This is a genomic window from Streptomyces hamibioticus (assembly GCF_047946815.1).
Taxonomy (GTDB): Bacteria; Actinomycetota; Actinomycetes; order Streptomycetales; family Streptomycetaceae; genus Streptomyces.
In genome coordinates this window covers 4,975,668-4,994,989 of record NZ_JBKKQY010000001.1, presented here as the reverse complement: position 1 = coordinate 4,994,989, position 19,322 = coordinate 4,975,668, and the positions used below count along the sequence as shown (strand labels likewise).

Annotated in this window: 13 protein-coding genes and 1 pseudogene; 6 read left to right on the top strand and 8 right to left on the bottom strand. The window is 73.5% G+C overall.

Annotation, left to right across the window (positions count from 1 at the left end; genetic code table 11):
- Positions 1-58 precede the first annotated feature (58 nt).
- Positions 59-2,641: an aminopeptidase N gene (gene pepN / locus ACLGIH_RS22705; protein WP_416527106.1), complete on the top strand. Its 2,583-nt coding sequence runs from the start codon at positions 59-61 to the stop codon at positions 2,639-2,641.
- A gap of 235 nt (positions 2,642-2,876) precedes the next feature.
- On the top strand, positions 2,877-3,926 hold the full coding sequence (locus tag ACLGIH_RS22700) for a hypothetical protein (RefSeq protein ID WP_416527105.1): 1,050 nt from the start codon (positions 2,877-2,879) through the stop codon (positions 3,924-3,926).
- Between the two features lie 107 nt (positions 3,927-4,033).
- Here the strand turns inward: ACLGIH_RS22700 and ACLGIH_RS22695 are convergent, their stop codons facing one another.
- Together ACLGIH_RS22695 and ACLGIH_RS22690 are read right to left on the bottom strand one after the other, a co-directional pair.
- A complete protein-coding gene (locus ACLGIH_RS22695; RefSeq protein WP_416527104.1) occupies positions 4,034-5,197 on the bottom strand; it encodes a serine hydrolase domain-containing protein in 1,164 nt (387 codons plus the stop codon).
- 114 nt (positions 5,198-5,311) lie between these two features.
- On the bottom strand, positions 5,312-5,779 hold the full coding sequence (locus ACLGIH_RS22690; protein ID WP_416527103.1) for an NUDIX hydrolase: 468 nt from the start codon (positions 5,777-5,779) through the stop codon (positions 5,312-5,314).
- Positions 5,780-6,012: 233 nt separating this feature from the next.
- Here ACLGIH_RS22690 and ACLGIH_RS22685 point away from each other — a divergent pair, with 233 nt between their 5' ends.
- The gene (locus ACLGIH_RS22685; protein WP_416527102.1) at positions 6,013-9,315 is read left to right on the top strand and encodes a S8 family serine peptidase; all 3,303 of its coding nucleotides are present in this window, start codon (positions 6,013-6,015) and stop codon (positions 9,313-9,315) included.
- An 81-nt stretch (positions 9,316-9,396) separates the two neighbouring features.
- Here ACLGIH_RS22685 and ACLGIH_RS22680 read toward each other — a convergent pair whose 3' ends face one another.
- Positions 9,397-10,320, bottom strand: coding sequence for a hypothetical protein (locus ACLGIH_RS22680; protein WP_416527101.1), 924 nt, complete (start codon positions 10,318-10,320; stop codon positions 9,397-9,399).
- Position 10,321: 1 nt separating this feature from the next.
- A complete protein-coding gene (locus ACLGIH_RS22675) occupies positions 10,322-10,867 on the bottom strand; it encodes an RNA polymerase sigma factor (RefSeq protein WP_416527100.1) in 546 nt (181 codons plus the stop codon).
- A gap of 340 nt (positions 10,868-11,207) precedes the next feature.
- On the opposite strand from ACLGIH_RS22675, the gene ACLGIH_RS22670 reads away from it, so the two are divergent.
- Positions 11,208-12,227 carry an aspartate-semialdehyde dehydrogenase gene (locus tag ACLGIH_RS22670; RefSeq protein WP_416527099.1) on the top strand — a complete coding sequence of 340 codons (1,020 nt, stop codon included), beginning with the start codon at positions 11,208-11,210 and terminating at the stop codon, positions 12,225-12,227.
- Between the two features lie 35 nt (positions 12,228-12,262).
- Here ACLGIH_RS22670 and ACLGIH_RS22665 read toward each other — a convergent pair whose 3' ends face one another.
- Positions 12,263-13,471, bottom strand: a complete 1,209-nt coding sequence (locus tag ACLGIH_RS22665; RefSeq protein ID WP_416527098.1) for an MFS transporter — start codon at positions 13,469-13,471, stop codon at positions 12,263-12,265.
- 109 nt (positions 13,472-13,580) lie between these two features.
- Here ACLGIH_RS22665 and ACLGIH_RS22660 point away from each other — a divergent pair.
- Positions 13,581-14,435: pseudogene (locus ACLGIH_RS22660) on the top strand (LysR family transcriptional regulator); the annotation flags it as partial.
- Positions 14,436-14,556: 121 nt separating this feature from the next.
- On the opposite strand, the gene ACLGIH_RS22655 reads toward ACLGIH_RS22660, so the two are convergent.
- Both ACLGIH_RS22655 and ACLGIH_RS22650 read right to left on the bottom strand, forming a co-directional pair.
- Positions 14,557-14,760 carry a cupin domain-containing protein gene (locus ACLGIH_RS22655; RefSeq protein WP_416527097.1) on the bottom strand — a complete coding sequence of 68 codons (204 nt, stop codon included), beginning with the start codon at positions 14,758-14,760 and terminating at the stop codon, positions 14,557-14,559.
- A gap of 269 nt (positions 14,761-15,029) precedes the next feature.
- On the bottom strand, positions 15,030-15,527 hold the full coding sequence (locus ACLGIH_RS22650) for a DUF1203 domain-containing protein (protein ID WP_416527096.1): 498 nt from the start codon (positions 15,525-15,527) through the stop codon (positions 15,030-15,032).
- A gap of 113 nt (positions 15,528-15,640) precedes the next feature.
- On the opposite strand from ACLGIH_RS22650, the gene pepN (ACLGIH_RS22645) reads away from it, so the two are divergent.
- Positions 15,641-18,235 carry an aminopeptidase N gene (pepN, locus tag ACLGIH_RS22645; protein WP_416527095.1) on the top strand — a complete coding sequence of 865 codons (2,595 nt, stop codon included), beginning with the start codon at positions 15,641-15,643 and terminating at the stop codon, positions 18,233-18,235.
- Positions 18,236-18,407: 172 nt separating this feature from the next.
- Here pepN (ACLGIH_RS22645) and ACLGIH_RS22640 read toward each other — a convergent pair whose 3' ends face one another.
- Entirely contained in the window at positions 18,408-19,304 is an 897-nt protein-coding gene (locus tag ACLGIH_RS22640) for a LysR family transcriptional regulator (RefSeq protein ID WP_416527094.1), read from the bottom strand.
- Positions 19,305-19,322 lie beyond the last annotated feature (18 nt).

Here is a 19,322-nt window from a genome sequence, read left to right as displayed (position 1 = left end):
GCACATGGCAGGATCGGCGCTGTCCACATCTTGAACACGAGCCGAGGGAGTGCCGCCCGTGCCCGGTGAGAATCTGTCCCGCGACGAAGCCCGGGAGCGGGCAGCCCTGCTGTCCGTCGACGGGTACGAGGTGTCCCTCGACGTGCGCTCCGCGGTCGGCGACGCGCACGGGGAGCGGCCGCGCACCTTCCGGTCCGTCACCACGATCCGCTTCCGCTGCAACGAGCCGGGCGCGGCCGGCTTCGCGGACCTGATCGCACCGAGCGTCACGGCCGTCTCCCTCAACGGCCGCGACCTCGACCCCCGCGAGGTCTTCGACGGCTCCCGGATCCTCCTGGAGGACCTGGCCGCCGACAACGAGCTGGTGGTCGACGCCCAGTGCGCCTACTCCCGCACCGGCGAGGGCCTGCACCGCTTCGTCGACCCCGAGGACGGCGAGGTCTACCTCTACACCCAGTACGAGCCGGCCGACTCCCGCCGGGTGTTCGCCAACTTCGAGCAGCCGGACCTCAAGGCGCCCTTCCGCTTCGAGGTGCGGGCGCCCGAGGGGTGGACGGTGTGGAGCAACGGCGTGGGCGAACGCGCCGACGGGGTGTGGCGGTTCGCGGAGACGAAGCCCATCCCGACGTACATCACGTGTGTCGTCGCGGGGCCGTACCACTACGTCACGGACTCCTACGAGCGGACCCTGAAGGACGGTACGCGGCTGGCGATCCCCCTCGGCGCGATGTGCCGGAAGGGACTCGCCCCGCACTTCGACGCCGAGGACGTCTTCACCGTCACCAAGCAGGGCCTGGACTTCTTCCACGACCACTTCGACTACCCGTACCCGTTCGGCAAGTACGACCAGGCGTTCGTGCCCGAGTACAACCTCGGCGCGATGGAGAACCCGGGTCTGGTGACCTTCCGGGAGGAGTTCATCTTCCGGGGCAAGGTGACGCAGGCGTCGTACGAGGGCCGCGCCAACGTGATCCTGCACGAGATGGCGCACATGTGGTTCGGCGACCTGGTCACCATGGAGTGGTGGGACGACCTGTGGCTGAAGGAGTCCTTCGCCGACTTCATGGGCGCCTTCTCGCTGGTCGGCGCCACCCGATTCACGGACGGCTGGATCACCTTCGCCAACCGCCGCAAGGCGTGGGCCTACCGCGCCGACCAGCTGCCGTCCACCCACCCGATCACCGCCGACATCCGCGATCTTCAGGACGCCAAGCTCAACTTCGACGGCATCACCTACGCCAAGGGCGCCTCGGTGCTCAAGCAGCTGGTGGCGTACGTCGGCCAGGACGCGTTCCTGGAGGGCGCCCGGCGCTACTTCAAGCGGCACGCGTACGGCAACACCCGGCTCGGTGACCTGCTGTCGGTGCTGGAGGAGACCAGCGGACGGGACATGGCGGCCTGGGCGCGCTCCTGGCTCCAGACGGCGGGCGTCAACTCCCTGACCCCGCAGGTGCTGCTGAGCACCGACGGCCGGATCGACGAGCTGGCCGTGGTGCAGGAGGCGGCCGAGAGCCACCCCGAGCTGCGCCCGCACCGGGTGGCGGTGGGCCTGTACCGGCGTTCCCCCGAGGGGGCGCTGGAGCGGTACGCGCGTGCCGAGACAGACGTCGACGGGCCGCGCACGGTGGTGGCTGAGCTGGCCGGGGAGCAGGCGCCGGAGCTGGTGCTCGTCAACGACGACGACCTGACCTACTGCAAGATCCGCTTCGACGAGACCTCGCTGGCCACGCTGCGGGCCGGTCTCGGCGACGTCACCGACCCCCTCGCCCGCGCGCTGTGCTGGTCGGCGCTGTGGAACATGACGCGGGACGCGCTGCTGCCGGCCCGGGACTTCGTGGACCTGGTCCTGCGGTTCGCGGGGAGCGAGTCCGACATCGGCGTGCTCCAGATGCTGCACGCCTGGGCGAACTCGGCGCTGGTGCACTACGCCGCCCCCGACTGGCGGGAGACCGGCGGGCGGCTGCTCGCCGAGGGGGCGCTGCGGGAGCTGCGGGAGGCGGCGCCGGGCAGTGAGCACCAGCTGGCGTGGGCCCGGTTCTTCGCGGCGGTGGCGTCCGGGGAGGCGGACCTCGGGCTGCTGCGGGGGCTGCTGGAGGGCACCGAGAAGATCGACGGTCTGGACGTGGACCAGGAACTGCGCTGGGCGTTCCTGGAGCCGCTGACGGCGCACGGAGGCGCGGACGAGGCCGTGCTCGCGGCCGAGCTGGCCCGCGACGACACCGCCTCCGGCAAGCGCCACCAGGTCCGCTGCCTGGCGGCCCGCCCGTCGGCGGCGGTGAAGGCGCAGGCCTGGGCACAGGTCGTGGAGTCGGACGCGCTCTCCAACGCCCTGGTCGAGGCGACCATCGCCGGGTTCGCGCAGTCCTCGCAGCGGGAGCTGCTCGCGCCGTACGCGGAGAAGTACTTCGCGGCGATCGAGCGGGTGTGGACCGAGCGGTCGATCCAGATCGGCATGGACGTGGTGCGGGGCCTGTTCCCGGCGCTCCAGGACTCGCCGGCGACGCTGGAGGCGACGGACGCGTGGCTGGCGGCGCACGCCGGAGCCGCCCCGGCGCTGCGGCGGCTGGTGCTGGAGGCGCGGGACGATCTGGCCCGTGCCTTGCGAGGGCAGGAGTGCGACGCGGCTGCCGGTGGTCGATGAGGGGGCGCGGCACCGAACCCGGTACCGAAAGAACACCGCATCTTTGGCCAAAGATTGGGCGTTCCGTCATCGTTACAAGATGAGTGCGCTCAGGCCGTAACCCCTGGCCCGCCCCCGAACGGACCAGGGGTTTTCGGCATCCGAACATGCATCCTTTAGGGCGGGCTTGTCCGCATTCGTCGACAGGCGTGTAACAGCGGTTAAGGGATGGATGGGACGCGGGAAATCCCCGGTCATGACCCACAACCCCCCGCTCTCCCCCCGCCCCCTGCACCACCTGGCCACCGGCCGGCCCGCCGTGCTGACCGCCGCGCAGCTGCGCGCGCACGGTGTCACGGCCGCCGAGACCGACGAGCAGTGCCGCCCGGGCGGACCCTGGCAGCAGCTGCTCCCCGGTGTCGTCCTGCTCCACCCGGGACCGCCGACCAGCGAGGAGCGGCTGCACGCGGTGCTGCTGTACGCGGCCCGGGACCGCGGTACCGCCGTGCCGCCCCAGCCCGGCGGGGGCACACCGCCCGGACCGGCGTACGCGGAGGTGATGATCACCGGGCCGGCCGCGCTCACCCTGCACGGTTTCGCCTCCGCTCCCCCGCTGACGTCCCTGGACGCGTTCGACGTCCTCGTGCCGCGGCTGCGCCGGCTGCGGTCGACGGGCTGCGCGCGGATCGTCCGTACGGCCGCGCTGCCCACGCCGGAGCAGGTCACCGGGGTGCCGGTGGCACCGGTCGCGCGGGCCCTGGCCGACGCGGTGGCGGAGTCGGCGGACGCGGGGATGGTGCGCCGGCTGCTGACGGAGGCGGTGCGCGGCGGGCACTGCGAACCGCCGGCGGTGGTCCGCGAGCTGACCCGGGCCCGGCTGCTGAACCGGCCGCACGTGGTGGACGCGGTGGACTCGCTGCTGGCGGAGGGGCGGGCGCTCGCGGAGGACCGGCTGTACCGGATGGTGCGCGAGCACGGTCTGCCGGAACCGCTGTGGAACGTCGATCTGCGGCTGCCCGGCGGTCCCCACCTCGGCGGCCTGGACGCCTACTGGCCGGAGCAGGCGGTGGCGGTCGAGCTGGACACCCGCGCCCACCGGCAGGGGCAGTCGCAGGAAGAGGACGCGCTGTGGTCGGAATACGCCCGCAAGCGCGAGCACTTGGAAAGGCTGGGGATCACGGTCGTCCACCTGACGCCCAGGAAGCTCCGTGAGTCCCTGGAGCAGCAGGCGGCGGTGGTGCGTACCGCGTTGATGGCGGCGGCGGACCGGGAACCCGCCGCGTATGTCGTGGTGCTGCCCCGGTAGTGACGGACCGGGGCGGGGCCAGGAGGGGAGAGGAGGGGCCGCCGGATCACCGGCGGCCCCTCCTCCTGTGCCGGCCCTCCGTCACCCGGCGCGGAACTCGGCCTCGATCACTTGGCGCAGAACTCCGCCTCGATCACCGCGCCGCCGTCACCCGACCAGTCCCCGTTGAAGTTGAGGGCGAGGGTGTGCCGGCCGTCCTTCGTCGTGACCGCCTCCGACACGGAGCCGTGGATGCCGCCGCCGTGGCCCCAGACGTTCACGCCGCAGCTCAGCTCCGTCCTCATCAGACCCAGGCCGTAGCCGAGGCCCTTGGCGACGTCGACCGTGTCCGTCATCTGTGCGAGCTGCGCGGCGGGCAGCAGCTTGCCGCGCAGCAGGGCCGAGTAGAAGCGGTTCAGGTCGGCCGAGTCGGAGACCATCTCGCCGGCCGCCCCCGCGATGGACGGGTTGAGCCTGGTGACGTCGTACGTGCGCCCGGTCGCCGTCCCGGCCAGCTTGGAGTAGGCCCGGCTGCTGGGCTGCGGGACGGTGACGCGGGTGCCCGGCAGCGAGGTGGCGCGCAGGTGCAGTGGCTCGATGATGCGCCGGCGGATCTCCGCTCCGTAACCGCGGCCCGTGGCCTTCTCGATCACCATCCCGGCCAGGACGTAGTTGGTGTTGGAGTAGTTCCAGGAGGTGCCCGGCGCGAAGTCCGGCTCGTGGCCCATGGCGATGGCGACCAGGTCCCTCGCCGGCACCGTGTCGTAGCGGTGCTCGAAGAAGCCCTCCTTGAGGAAGTGGCGGCGGCCGAAGTCCTCGTCCGCCGTGTAGCTGTAGATGCCGCTGGTGTGATTGAGGAGTTGGCGCAGGGTGATGCGGGTGCCGTCGTGGCCGTTGCCCTCGACCACGCCGGGCAGCCACTCGTCCACCGTGTCGTCCAGCGACAGCCTGCCCTCGGCCTCCAGTTGCAGCAGGACGGTGGCGACGAACGTCTTGGTGATGCTGCCGACCCGGTAGCGGTCGTACGCCGAACGCGGCTCGCCGGACCGCAGGTCGCCCACGCCGGCCGTCGCCGCCCAGGTCCCGCGGGCGTCCCGGGCCGTCGCCGTCACTCCGGGCACACCGGCCCGTACGGCGTCCCGCATGGCCTTCCTGGTCGCCTGGTGCCGCTTGCCTCCGTCCTCGCCCTGCGCCGGTGCCGCCGCCACCGCGGGGCCCGCCAGCGCCAGTGACAGGGCCACGGCGGTGGTCGCCACCCACGCCGTCCGCGTGCCTGAGGTCGTCTTGCGCATGATCCGTCTCCCCCTTGCCGTCGTGCCGGTCCGTGCCGTTCGGCACGTGGTCGGGGGGAGAGACTCCGGCCGGTGGTGCGGGGGTTGCCGTCGGTTGTGCGGGTTGATCGGGATTCAGCCCTTCTCGGTGTACTGGGTGGTGAAGTGTCCCGACGCCGGCCGTTCGCGCCACAGCCGCAGGGCGATGTCGACCATGCGGACGCGGACCAGTCCGGGAACGGCGTCCAGGGGCTGCCAGGCGGCGAGCTCGGTGGATCCGTTCACCTCGTTGCGGAGTTCACCGCCGGTGATGCGCCCCTCATAGACGAGGCGTACGCCATGATGGTCGACGGCGCGGCCCAGGCGGCCGGGGAAGGTGCGGCGGGTGGAGTCCACACCGAGCAGTCCGGTGACCTCGATCCGGTAGCCGGTCTCCTCCTCGGCCTCCCGCCGCACGGTGTCGTAGGGGTCCTCGCCGTGCTCCATGCCCCCGCCCGGCATCACCCACTCGGGAACGCCGCCCGGCCCCGGGGACCGGGCGAGCAGGAGCCGACCGTCGCGCACCACCACGGCGTAGGCCGCCACCCTCAGCGTCTGTCGCACTCCGGGACGTTAACCCGGACCGGTCGGCGACTTGTTGCCTTCGCGCGGTCCTGTCCGGATAAGCGCATCGGGGGTTTTCCCCATGCATCCATTGCGATTCGGTCAACCCTCCCCAATCGCCTGTCCCTTGCGTAAAGCTCTGCGATCGTCCGGGATCGTATTCCGGATCGTCACGGCCAGGGCCGATCAGCTCCGGTCGTTCCACGAACGCTCCTTTACTACAAGGGATGCCGATGACCCACTCCCCCCAGCGTGACCCGATATCGGGCACGAGACGCGTGGCCCGTGTCGCCGTGGCCGCCGGTCTCGTCGCCGCGCTGTCCGCGGCCGGACCGATCCCCCTGGCCTTCGCCGCCGACGACCCGGCCGGGTCCGCCGCGTCCGTACCGGCCGACGACACGGCCAAGTCCGCGCACGACAAGCTCGGTTCGGACGACGCGGACCTGCTCGCCGAGGCCAAGGCCGAGGGCGAGAAGAACATCACGATGATGGTCGCGACCGCGCCCGGCGGCACCGAGCAGGTCGCGAAGCAACTGGACGCGGTCCGGGGCGGCACCGTGGGCCGCACCTTCGACAAGCTCGGCTACGTCCGGGCCACCGTCCCCACCGACCGGGCGGACGCGGCCATCGCCGCCGCCGCGAAGCTCTCCTCCGTGCACGGCATCGACCTGCGCCAGGAGATCCCGCTGGACGACCCGACGCCGAGCGCGGACCGCGCCGAGGGCGCCCCCGCGGCCGCCGAGGGCCGCTACACCGGGCCGGACCGCAGGACCCCCGCCGAGAACCCGTACAACCCGTCCCACGAGACGGGCGCCGTCGACTTCGTGCGCAAGAACCCGAAGGCGGACGGCCGCGGCATCACCATCGGCATCCTCGACTCGGGCGTCGACCTCGCCCACCCGGCGCTGCAGAGGACCACCACCGGCGAGCGCAAGATCGTCGACTGGGTCACCGCCACCGACCCGGTCGTGGACGGCGACCGCACCTGGCGCCCGATGACCACCTCCGTCTCCGGGCCGGTGTTCACCCATGACGGCGAGACCTGGACGGCGCCCGAGGGCTCCTACCAGGTCGACGCCTTCCGCGAGGACTACACCGTCGGCGGCGACGCGAACGGCGACGCCAACCGGGACGGTGACACCACCGACTCCTGGGGCGTGCTGTACGACGCGGCGGCCGGCACGGTCCGCGTCGACCTGAACGGCAACCACGACTTCACCGACGACACGCCCATGAAGCCGTACAAGGACGGCTTCCAGATCGGGTACTTCGGCACCGACGACCCGTCGACCGACGTGGCCGAGCGGCAGCCGTTCGTCGTCGAGATCCGCAAGGACGTCGTCCTCGGCTCCGGCGCCAAGGCCGACTTCGTCAACATCGGCCTCATCGAGGGCTCGCACGGCTCGCACGTGGCCGGCATCACCGCCGCCAACGGCCTGTTCGGCGGGCGGATGAACGGTGCCGCGCCCGGCGCGAACATCGTCTCCTCGCGTGCCTGCACCTGGAGCGGCGGCTGCACCAACGTCGCGCTCACCGAGGGCATGATCGACCTCGTCGTCAACCGCGGCGTCGACATCGTCAACATGTCGATCGGCGGGCTCCCGGCGCTGAACGACGGCAACAACGCGCGCGCCGCGCTGTACACGCGGCTCATCGACACCTACGGCGTTCAGCTGGTGATCTCCGCGGGCAACTCCGGCCCCGGCGCCAACACCATCGGCGACCCGAGCCTGGCCGACAAGGTCATCTCGGTCGGCGCGTCCGCCTCCCGCGAGACCTGGGCCGCCAACTACGGCTCCGAGGTGCGCAAGAAGCAGGCGATGATGCCGTTCTCCTCGCGCGGCCCGCGTGAGGACGGCGGGTTCACGCCCACCCTGGTCGCGCCCGGCGCCGCCGTCAACACCATCCAGACCTGGGCGCCCGGAGCGCCGGTCCCGGAGGCGGGCTACGACCTGCCCGCCGGTTACGGCATGCTCCAGGGCACCTCGATGGCCTCGCCGCAGGCCGCCGGCGCCGCCGCGCTGCTGCTGAGCGCGGCGAAGCAGAAGGGTGTCGGCCTCACCCCGGCGAAGCTGCGCACCGCGCTGACCTCGACCGCCGACCACATCCCGGGCGTCCAGGCGTACGAGGAGGGCGCGGGCCTGATCAACGTGGTGGACGCCTGGAAGGCGATCCGCAAGGGCGCCACCGCGCACGAGTACACGGTCAAGGCGCCGGTCGACACCGCGATCGACCAGTTCCTGAAGACTCCCGGGTACGGCACCGGCCTGTACGACCGCGAGGGCGGCGTGCAGGTCGGCAAGAAGAAGCGGTACGAGATCACCCTCACCCGCACCTCCGGCGCGGACCGGGCGATCCGGCACGAGCTGCACTTCGAGAACAACGCCGGGCGCACCTTCCGGATCGTCGGCTCCGACGAGGTGCGGCTGCCGCTGAACCGGCCGGTGACCGTCGAGGTCGAGGCCGGGCCGCGGTCGCAGGGCCTCAAGAGCGCGATCCTGGAGGTCGACGACCCGCGCACCGGGGGCATCGACAAGCAGGTGCTGACGACGGTCGTGGCGGCGGCGCCGCTGGAGCGCGGCTTCTCCGCGTCGGGCTCCGTGCAGCGCAACAGCACCGAGTCGTACTTCGTGACCGTCCCCGAGGGCGCGAAGACGCTGGAGGTGGCGATCGGCGGGCTGAAGGGCAAGAGCCAGACCCGGTTCATCGCCATCCACCCCTACGGCGTCCCGGTCGACAGGACGTCGACGCCGAACTGCTACAACAACTACCTCGACGGCAACGGCTGCCGGCCCGACGTGCGCTCCTACGCCGACCCGCAGCCCGGCGTCTGGGAGATCGAGGTCGAGTCGCGGCGCACCTCGCCGCTGCTGGACAACCCCTACCGGCTCGACGCCACCGTCCTCGGTGCCGCCTTCGAGCCGGAGGTCGTGACGGTGCCCGAGGCGAAGGTGGGCACGCCGGTCGACGCCTCCTGGAAGGTGACGAACGAGTTCGCCCCGATCGACGGCAAGCTGGTCGGCGGCCCGCTCGGTTCCGCCAAGTCGGCCCGCCCGACGATCAAGCCGGGCGAGACGCACACCTCCACCGTCGCGGTGCCCGCCGGCGCCGAGTCGCTGGACGTCGCGATCGGAGGCGTCTCGGACGCCGCCGCCGACCTCGACCTGACCGTGTACGACCAGGACGGCAAGGTGGTCGGGCAGTCCGCCGACGGCGACTCGGAGGAGTCGGTCTCGGTGCGCAAGCCGGCCGCCGGTACGTACACCGTCGAGGTCTTCGGCTACGCGATCCCGGCCGGCTCCACGGAGTACGACTACCGGGACGTGTACTTCGCCGACTCCCTCGGCGCGGTCACCGTGGACGGGTCGGCGCCGGTCCGGCTCGGCACGGGTGAGACGGCCACGGTCTCGGCGAGCGTGACGGTGCGCGCCGCCGCGCCCGAGGGCCGGGCGTTCTTCGGCCGGGTCCAGCTGGCCAACACGCGCGGCACGGTCGCGGGCGTCGGCAGCGTGGCGATCGAGAAGGTCGTGCCGTAGGTCCGGCACGGCACGGGGCCGCGAGGCCCGGGGCGGGCGTCCGACGGGCGCCCGCCCCTTCGCGTTTCCGTCCGCTCCGGGTCAGTCGCAGGTGAGGGCGCGGGACTCGGGCAGAGAGGCGGTGATCCAGGGGCGTTCGGCGGCGATGGCCCGCTCGCCGGTGATCACGGCGTCCGCGGTGTCGCCGCCCAGCGGGACGCCGACCAGCACCCGGTCGCCCACGTGGAGCCGCGCGGTGGCGTCGTCGAGCAGGAAGGTGATCCGCCGCTTCCCCGGGTCCGGCTTGTAGGAGCGGGTCACGTCGAGGCTGATCCGGTGCCGCTCGCCGCCGGTCAGCGGCTCGACGCCGGTCACCGTGCCCTCGGCCACCAGGCGGGCGCAGGCGAGGTGGCGGGGGCTGCCGAAGGCGACGCCGTCCGCGTCCTGCACGGCGGCCTTGTCGCTCGCCGCGTCGCTGGCGCCTCCCCCGCCCTGCGCCGCCAGCCAGCCCAGACCGGCCACCAGGGTGCCGGCACAGACCGCCGCAACGGCCCCGAGGGCGACGGCGAGGGGCCGGCGCCGGGACCCGGGGCGGGGCCGGGGGCTGGGCCGGGACCGGGGGCGGGGCCGGGACCCGGCGGGGCGGGGCCCCGAGTCAGGGGCGACCGGCCCGGCCTCCGGGGCAGGAACCGGCTCGGGCTCCGGCCCGGTTCCCGGGCCGGGTGCAGGCTCCGGCCCTGTGGCGGTCGCCGGCTCCGCGCCCAGGGCGGTGGGCCCGGGACCCGGGCCCGCGGCGGCGGGCGCCGGCTTCGGGGCCGGGGCAGGCTCGGGAGCCGAGCCCGGGGCGGCGTCCGCCAGGGCGTTTCCGATGATCTTCAGCTGCTCCCGGAGCAGGGCGACGTCGGCCGTGGCCGACCGGTGCTCCGCCGGGAGGGCGGGGTCCGGCCCGTCCCCCGGCGGCAGCGGCTGGTCCGTGATCGCGGCCATCAGCGCGTCCACGGCGCGGTCCTCGTGCTCGGCGGCCATGTCACACCACCTCGTCCTCGTGCAGCCGGGCCCGCAGCGCCCGTACCGCGGTGTGCAGCCTGCTCTTGACCGTGCCCTCGGGGACGCCCAGTTCCTCGGCGATGCCGCGCACCGGCAGATCGGCGTAGAAGCGCAGTACGAGGACCTGACGCTGGGCGTCGGGCAGCTCGTCCAGGCCCCGGGCGACGGCGAGGGAGAGCAGGCTGGTCTCCTCGCCGGACGGGTGCTCGGCCTGCCGCAGCGCGGCGAGGCGCTCACCGAGCCGCTCCTGGCGGCGCTTGGCACGGTGCCAGTCCATGGCCAGGTTGGAGGCGACGACCGCGGCCCACGCGGACACGTCGCGCGGCGCCTCGTGACCGGTCGCCGCCCGCTCCAGCAACCGCAGGCGGACCTGCTGTACCCCGTCCGGCAGGTCCGCCTGCGGCACGCCGCCCAGCGCGAGCACCGCCCGCACCCGGCGTTCCTGGGCCGCGTCCAGCGGATCGCCCTGTACGGCGTCCGTCCGGCCACGGCGGGCCCTCCTGCCGCTTCTGCGCAGCACAGCCACCCCTCCCTCGCCGCGTTTCCCCTATGACGCCGGACGGGGCCGAAACGTTCGCCGCGGGCCGGACCGGCAGGAGGGAGGCGTACGTCACACCGGGTGTGGGCCGGGCGGAAAGGGGCAGGGGCCAGGCAGCACAGCTTGCGGCGCGGGGCCCGGTACGGGTGAATTCCTCCAGCTCGGCCGGGGCGGCGACCGCAGGACCGCGACCGCCGTCCGAGCCGCCGCGTCCCACCCCTCGGTCTCACCGGCCAAAGAACTGGACAGGTGGACCGGGGATGGCCGCATGATGGAAAAGCCCCAGCCACCCAGGGCGGGCGCACGCATGTCACGAAAGGGAGTCGTCGTGAGGGTCGGAATCGTCGGAGCCACCGGTCAGGTCGGCACGGTCATGCGCAGGATTCTCACGGAGCGCAACTTCCCGGTCGACGAGCTGCGCCTGTTCGCCTCCGCCCGCAGCGCGGGCCGGGAGCTGGACGGCGTGACGGTGGAGGACGCGGCGACCGCCGACTACTCCGGGCTGGACATCGTGCTGTTCTCCGCGGGCGGCGCCACCTCCAAGGCGCTGGCCGAGAAGGTCGCCTCGCAGGGCCCGGTGGTGATCGACAACTCCTCGGCCTGGCGCCGCCACCCCGAGGTGCCGCTGGTGGTCTCCGAGGTGAACCCGCACGCGATCCGGAACCGCCCCAAGGGCATCATCGCCAACCCGAACTGCACCACGATGGCCGCCATGCCGGTGCTGCGTCCGCTGCACGCCGAGGCGGGCCTCGAGGCCCTGGTCGTCGCCACCTACCAGGCGGTGTCCGGCTCCGGCCTCGCGGGCGTCGACGAGCTGTTCGAGCAGGTCAAGAAGGTCGGCGAGGACGCCCCCAAGCTCACCCACGACGGCACCGCGGCCACCTTCCCCGAGCCGGAGAAGTACGTGGCGCCGATCGCGTACAACGTGCTGCCACTGGCCGGCTCGATCGTCGACGACGGTCTGAACGAGACCGACGAGGAGCAGAAGCTCCGCAACGAGTCCCGCAAGATCCTGGAGATCCCCGAGCTGAAGGTGTCCGGCACCTGCGTGCGCGTGCCCGTCTTCACCGGCCACTCCCTCCAGGTCAACGCCCGCTTCGCCCGCCCGATCAGCGCCGCGCGCGCCAAGGAGCTGCTGGCCGACGCCCCGGGCGTGGTCCTCACCGACGTGCCCACCCCGCTCCAGGCGGCCGGGCAGGACCCGTCGTACGTGGGCCGTATCCGCGAGGACGAGACCGTGGAGAACGGCCTCGCCCTGTTCGTCTCCAACGACAACCTGCGCAAGGGCGCGGCGCTGAACGCCGTGCAGATCGCGGAGCTGGTGGCGGCGGAGCTGTCCGCCGCCTAGGCCGGGCAGGCGGCGCGAGCCGAGCACTGGGGCGGTCACCGCATGGCGGTGGCCGCCCCAGCCGCGTGTCCGGCGTACGCGACGGCGGCCAGCGCGAGCAGGGCCAGCCCGGCGCCCGCGCCCAGCACGTACGGCAGCCCCGGCCCGTCCGCGATCCGGCCGCCGGTGAACGCGCCGAGCGCGATCGCCGCGTTGAACACGCCCGCGAACAGGCCCGACGCCGCCTCCCGGGCGCCCGGTGCGGCGGCCGCCAGCCAGTTCTGCGCGGACACCGAGACACCCCCGTACAGCACGCCCCACACCGCGAGCAGCGCGGCCGACGCGGCGAACGAGCCGCCGGACGGCGCCAGCAGGGCGACGGCCGCGCCGATCCCGGCGCTGACGGTGAGCAGCGCCCGGCGCGGGTCGCGGGCGGCCAGCGCGCCCAGCGTGAAGGTGCCGGCGACGCCCGCCAGGCCGTAGCCGAGGAGCAGGGCGCTGATCTGGCCGGCTCCGGTGCCGGGGACGCGTTCGAGGACGGGCCGGACGTAGGTGTACGCGGCGAAGTGGCCGGTGACCAGGAGGGCCACCGCGAGCAGGCCGCGGGAGAAGCGGGGCACGCGCAGCAGCCGCGCGAAGGCGCCGGGCCGTACCGGCCGGTCGGCGGGGAGCGGCGGCAGCGCGAGCGCCAGCGCGCCCGCCACGGCCAGCGCGAGCCCGGCCAGCGCGGCGAACGCCCACCGCCAGCCCGCCAGGTCCCCGAGGAAGGTGCCCGCGGGCACGCCGAGCACCGACGCCACCGCGATCCCGCTGAAGATCACCGAGGTGGCCCGGCCGACCGAGGCCCCGGGGACCAGCCGTACGGCGAGCCCCGCGGCCACCGCCCACACCCCGCCGATGCACACGCCGACGACGGCGCGGGCGGCGAGCAGGACGGTGAAGTCGCCGGCGAGCGCGCACAGCAGGTCGGCGGCGGCGAGCAGGAGCAGCAGCACGCACAGCACCGTGCGCCGGCCGGCGCGGCGCACGGCCACCGGCAGCAGCAGCGCGGCGGCCGCGGCGACCAGGCCGGGCAGGGTGACGGCCAGGCCCGCGGTGCCGGGCGAGACGCCGAGGCCGGTGCCGAGCGAGGTGAGCAGGCCGACGGGGAGCATCTCGGTGGTGACGACCGCGAAGGTGGCGGCGGCGACGGCGAGCACGGCGGCCCACGGGCGACGGGGGGCGTCGGCGGGTGAGGTGCCGTGGGAGGCAGGGTCGGTGGTCATGGAGGACATGCCCTCCACCCTTCGGCGGCGGGGCGCCGGGAACAACGGCGAAGTCCTCAGCCTTGCATGAGCGGGACTCATTCGATCGTCGGGCGGGAGGTCATCGGCCGTGGCCGGGCTGGAGACACGCGAACTGGAATGCTTCCTGGTGCTCGCCGAGGAGCGGCACTTCGGCCGGGCGGGAGAGCGGCTGTTCGTCTCGCAGAGCCGGGTGAGCCAGCTGCTGCGGTCGCTGGAGCGGCGGATCGGAGCGACGCTGGTGCACCGCACCAGCCGCCGGGTGACGCTCACCCCGCTCGGCGAGCGGTTCCTCGCCGACCTGCGCCCGGCCTACGACGCGCTGGCCGCGGCGGTGGAGGGCGCGCGGGCGGCGGCGCGGGGCGTCGGGGGCACGCTGCGGATCGGTTTCCAGGGGACGGCGGACGCCCGGCTGGTGCGGGCGGTGACCGCGTTCCAGGCCGCGTATCCGGGGTGCGGGACGGAGCTGGTGGAGATCCCGCTCGCGGACCCGTTCGGTGCGGTGCGGGACGGGGTGGTGGACGCGTCCGTCGTGCTGCTGCCGGTCGAGGAGCGGGACCTGGTGCTGGGCCCGGTCTTCTCCTTGCGGCAGCAGACGGTCGCCGTCCGCGCGGGCCACCCGTTCGCGGGCCGTCCTTCGGTCACCGTCGCCGAGCTGGCCGCCGTGCCGCTGGTCCGGCCCGCTCCCCCGGCGCCCGCGTACTGGCGGGCGGTGCAGGCCCCCGGAGACCTGTCCGGGCCCGAGGTGACGACCCTCCAGGAGGGGCTGAGCCTGGTCGCGGCCGGGCGCGGCGGCCTGCTGCTGTGCCGGCCCACGGCCGACCACCACCGCCGGGAGGACGTCGTCTTCGTCCCCGTCGAGGGCCTGCCCGAGTCGGCCCTCGGCCTGGTGTGGCACCGGGACCGGGAGACGGAGACGGTCCGAGCCTTCGCGCGGGCGGTGGCGGCGGAACCGGACGCCTCCGCGACGGCCGCGCCATGCCCGCGCCGAGCCGAGGGCGAACTTCGCTCCCGGCTCACCGATCCGCGCCTGGACCGATTACCCGGCCCGGGCCGGGTGAGCGCGTTCACGCCCCAGGTTCCTCCACGATCACCAATGTGCCGCGGCTACCCGGGCCGACCGCGTGTCGAGCACCTGCCGGCACCCGGTACATCTCGCCTGTCTCCACGGCGACCTTGATGCCCTCCACCAGCAGTTCCAGCCGCCCGTCGAGCACCAGCAGCACCTCATCAGCTCGGTGAGTCTCTTCCCGGACCGGGCTGCTGTCCATACGGAGGACTTTCACACAGGCCGCCCCTACCTCTCCCAAGGAGTGGGAGCTCCAGGCAGCCGGCAGCGTGGCCGCTGTCTCCACGACGTTGATCGAACTCATCACATGCCTCCCAGCAAGCTGCTTCCACCAGGGCGCAAGCAGCCCGCTCATCACCTTCAACGGATGCCGGAAAGCTATCTGAGCAGGGACGATCGATGGTCGACCGTTTGGCAAAACCTCTCGCCGACCACGGCTCGAGTACCCGGCCGAGGTCGCGTGACGAGCCACTAGGTTCGGCCGGGCGGGCCCTGGGGCCGGCGCACCTCGTACAGGAAGCAGCCGTACTCCACGGCCCGGACGTGGACGAGTGCCACGGACGGGTCGGCGAACGCCTCGGCGAGGGCGGGTTCGAAGGGGCCGGGGCCGACCAGCCGGCCGCCGAGGATGCGGCCCTCGGCGGAGTAGCGGCGGAGCACCCGGTGGGCGTCGGTGAAGGGCAGCGCCTCCCCGGCCGGGCCGGGGCACTCCCCGGCGTGGATGAAGACGGGGCCCTGCTCGTCGTAGGCCCCGGGGCCGGTGCCGGTCTCCCGCGCCCGGCGGCGCAGCGGCGCGTACGACACCAGGGCGATCCGCTCCCCCGGCGCGCTGCGCCGGAGACAGCAGCGCAGGGGCGCCCCGCCCTCCCGGTCCGTCGCGGCGACCGCCGGGCGTCCCGCGTCGTCGACGTGTCGCAGTTCCTTCAGCGTCCGCGCCGGGACGGGGTCCGCTGTGTACGTGTGGGTCATGCACCCCACGCTGGGGCCCGGCGGCCGCGCTGACCGGCGGGAAACGGACATCGCGTTCGGCACCGTGGCCGTGGAAGGATGACGCCACCGACACATCACGAGGAGATGACCGCGTGCCTGGCACAAACCTGACTCGCGAAGAAGCGCAGCGGCGGGCGAAGCTGCTCACCGTTGACTCGTACGAGATCGATCTCGACCTCTCCGGCGCGCAGGAGGGCGACACCTTCCGGTCCGTGACCACCGTGCGCTTCGACGTCGCGCGGGACGGCGCGGAGAGCGGGGCCGGGAACGGGGTGGAGTCCTTCATCGACCTGGTGGCCCCGACCGTCCACGAAGTCACCCTCAACGGGGACTCGCTGGACCCCGGCGAGGTGTTCGCGGACTCCCGGATCGCCCTGCCCGGCCTGCTGCCGGGGCGCAACATCCTCCGTGTCGTCGCCGACTGCGCCTACACCAACACCGGTGAGGGCCTGCACAAGTTCGTCGACCCGGTCGACGACCAGGCCTACCTGTACACCCAGTTCGAGGTGCCGGACGCCCGCCGGGTGTTCGCGAGCTTCGAGCAGCCGGACCTGAAGGCGACCTTCCAGTTCACCGTCAAGGCGCCCGAGGGCTGGACCGTCGTCTCCAACTCCCCCACCCCCGAGCCCCGGGACAACGTCTGGGTGTTCGAGCCGACGCCGCGCATCTCGACGTACATCACGGCGCTGATCGTCGGCCCGTACCACTCCGTGCACAGCGTGTACGAGAAGGACGGCCAGTCCGTGCCGCTCGGCATCTACTGCCGTCCCTCGCTCGCCGAGCACCTCGACTCGGACGCCATCTTCGAGGTGACCCGGCAGGGCTTCGAGTGGTTCCAGGAGAAGTTCGACTACGCGTACCCGTTCGAGAAGTACGACCAGCTGTTCGTGCCCGAGTTCAACGCGGGCGCGATGGAGAACGCGGGCGCGGTCACCATCCGGGACCAGTACGTCTTCCGGTCGAAGGTGACGGACGCGGCGTACGAGATGCGCGCGGAGACCATCCTGCACGAGCTGGCCCACATGTGGTTCGGCGACCTCGTGACCATGGAGTGGTGGAACGACCTGTGGCTGAACGAGTCGTTCGCCACCTACACGTCCATCGCCTGCCAGGCGGCGGCGCCCGGCTCGCGCTGGCCGCACTCGTGGACGACGTTCGCCAACTCCATGAAGACCTGGGCCTACCGCCAGGACCAGCTGCCGTCCACCCACCCGATCATGGCGGACATCAGCGACCTGGACGACGTGCTCGTCAACTTCGACGGCATCACGTACGCCAAGGGCGCCTCCGTGCTGAAGCAGCTGGTCGCCTACGTCGGCGAGGACGAGTTCTTCCGGGGCGTGCAGGCCTACTTCAAGCGCCACGCGTACGGCAACACCCGGCTGTCGGACCTGCTGGGCGCCCTGGAGGAGACCTCCGGGCGGGACCTGAAGACCTGGTCGAAGGCGTGGCTGGAGACGGCCGGCATCAACGTCCTGCGCCCGGTGATCGACACGGACACCGAGGGCACCATCACCTCCTTCGCCGTCCGCCAGGAGGCCCCGGCGCTCCCCGCCGGCGCCAAGGGCGAGCCGACGCTGCGCCCGCACCGCATCGCGGTCGGCTGCTACGACCTCGACCCGAGCGGCAGGCTGGTGCGCGGCGAGCGCCTGGAGCTGGACGTCGACGGCGAGCTGACGGACGTACCGCAGCTGGTCGGCAAGCGCCGCCCGGCGGTCGTGCTGCTCAACGACGACGACCTCTCCTACGCCAAGGTCCGCCTGGACGAGCAGTCCCTGGCGTTCGTCACCGAGCACCTCGGTGACTTCGCGGAGTCCTTCCCCCGCGCCCTGTGCTGGGCGTCGGCCTGGGACATGACCCGGGACGCGGAACTGGCCGCCCGCGACTACCTCTCCCTGGTGCTGTCCGGCATCGGCAAGGAGTCCGACATCGGGGTGGTGCAGTCGCTGCACCGCCAGGTGAAGCTGGCCGTCGACCTGTACGCCGACCCGGCCGCCCGCGACGCGCTGCTCGCCCGCTGGACCGAGGCCACGCTGGCCCACCTGCGCGCCGCCGCGCCGGGCAGCGACCACCAGCTGGCCTGGGCACGGGCCTTCGCGGCGACCGCGCGGACGCCGGAGCAGCTGGACCTGCTGGAGGGGCTGCTGGACGGCTCCCAGCAGGTCGAGGGGCTGGCCGTCGACACCGAGCTGCGCTGGGCGTTCGTGCAGCGGCTCGCGGCGGTGGGCCGGTTCGACGAGGCGGAGATCGGCGGTGAGTACGAGCGGGACCGGACGGCCGCCGGTGAGCGCCACGCCGCCATGGCCCGGGCCGCCCGCCCGGCCCCGGAGGCCAAGGCGGAGGCGTGGGCCTCGGTCGTGGAGTCCGACAAGCTGCCGAACGCGGTGCAGGAGGCGGTGATCTCGGGCTTCGTCCAGGTCGACCAGCGGGAGCTGCTGGAGCCGTACGCGGAGAAGTACTTCGAGGTGCTCAAGGGCGTCTGGGAGTCCCGCTCGCACGAGATGGCCCAGCAGATCGCCGTCGGCCTGTACCCGTCGGTGCAGGTGTCGCGGGAGACGCTGGAGCGGACGGACGCCTGGCTGTCGTCCGCCGAGCCGAACGCGGCCCTGCGCCGCCTGGTCTCCGAGTCCCGCGCGGGCGTGGAGCGCGCGCTGCGGGCCCAGGCGGCGGACGCGGCGGCGGAGTAGGCAGCCCGCCGGTACGTTGTCGGGGCGCCCGGTGCGATGCCGGGCGCCCCGTCGTATCCGGGGCGCGGGGCCGGGAGCTGATCGCGTTCGGACTCCGCGGGGCGCGTGGCCGCATTCAGGCTCCGCGGGGCGCGTGTCCGCGGTCAGGCGCTGCGGGGCGCGTGGCCGTCTCTCACGCCCGCGCCGCCGAGCGGAGCGCGTCGAGCACCCTGCCCACCGCCGCCCCGTCCCCGGCGCCCTTGCGCACCGCCGCGACCACGTGCCGTACCGGGCGGTCCTCGGTCAGCTCCCGCATCGCCACCCCGTCCCGGGGCACCGCCGCCATCCGGGGGACCAGCGCCACCCCCATCCCCGCCTCGACCATCGCGAGGATCGCCGTCCAGCCGGCCGCCGCGTGCCCCTGGTGCGGCCGGAACCCGGCCGTCTCGCACGCCGCGCGCGTGATGTCGGACCAGGGCCCGCTGCCGCCGAAGATCCACGGCTCGGCGGCCAGGTCGGCCAGCCGCAGCCCCTCCGCGGACGCCAGCGGGTGGTCGCGGGGCAGAGCGACGTCCAGCGGGTCGGCGAGCAGCGGCACCCGGGCGAAACGCGGGTCCGCCGCAGTCGGCGCCTGGGCCGCCAGTGACAGCGCGAGGTCCACCTCCCCGGCCGCCAGCAGTTCGTACGCCTCCTGCGCCTCCGCCTCCCGCACCCGCACCGACACACCCGGGTGCGCCGCCCGCAGCGCCGTCACGGCCGGTACGACCAGCGCGGGTACGGCGGTGGAGAAGGCCCCCACCCGGACCTCGCCGGCGTCCCCGTGCAGGTAGGCGGCCAACTCGGCATCCGCTCGTTCCAGTTGCTCGAAGACCGCTTCGGCGTGCCGCAGCACCAGCCGGGCCGCGTCCGTCAGCCGGACCCGCCGGCCCTGCGCCCGGAGCAGCTCGACGCCCAGCTGCCGGGACAGGTTGGTCAGCTGCTGGGAGACCGCCGACGGCGTCATGCGCAGCGCCTCGGCCGTCGCGGTCACCGTCCCCCGCTCCCGCAGCGTCCGCAGGATCTGAAGCTTCCTGATGTCCCACTCGGCCATGGCGGCAATCTAGCCGCG

What these genes read in the sequence shown, in the direction of transcription:
- ACLGIH_RS22650 (WP_416527096.1), bottom strand. Translation starts at nt 15,527, where the DNA reads ATGACCCACACGTACACAGCGGACCCCGTCCCGGCGCGGACGCTGAAG.
- ACLGIH_RS22640 (WP_416527094.1), bottom strand. Translation starts at nt 19,304, where the DNA reads ATGGCCGAGTGGGACATCAGGAAGCTTCAGATCCTGCGGACGCTGCGG.
- ACLGIH_RS22665 (WP_416527098.1), bottom strand. Translation starts at nt 13,471, where the DNA reads ATGACCACCGACCCTGCCTCCCACGGCACCTCACCCGCCGACGCCCCC.
- ACLGIH_RS22695 (WP_416527104.1), bottom strand. Translation starts at nt 5,197, where the DNA reads ATGCGCAAGACGACCTCAGGCACGCGGACGGCGTGGGTGGCGACCACC.
- ACLGIH_RS22685 (WP_416527102.1), top strand. Translation starts at nt 6,013, where the DNA reads ATGACCCACTCCCCCCAGCGTGACCCGATATCGGGCACGAGACGCGTG.
- ACLGIH_RS22655 (WP_416527097.1), bottom strand. Translation starts at nt 14,760, where the DNA reads ATGGACAGCAGCCCGGTCCGGGAAGAGACTCACCGAGCTGATGAGGTG.
- ACLGIH_RS22700 (WP_416527105.1), top strand. Translation starts at nt 2,877, where the DNA reads ATGACCCACAACCCCCCGCTCTCCCCCCGCCCCCTGCACCACCTGGCC.
- ACLGIH_RS22680 (WP_416527101.1), bottom strand. Translation starts at nt 10,320, where the DNA reads ATGGCCGCCGAGCACGAGGACCGCGCCGTGGACGCGCTGATGGCCGCG.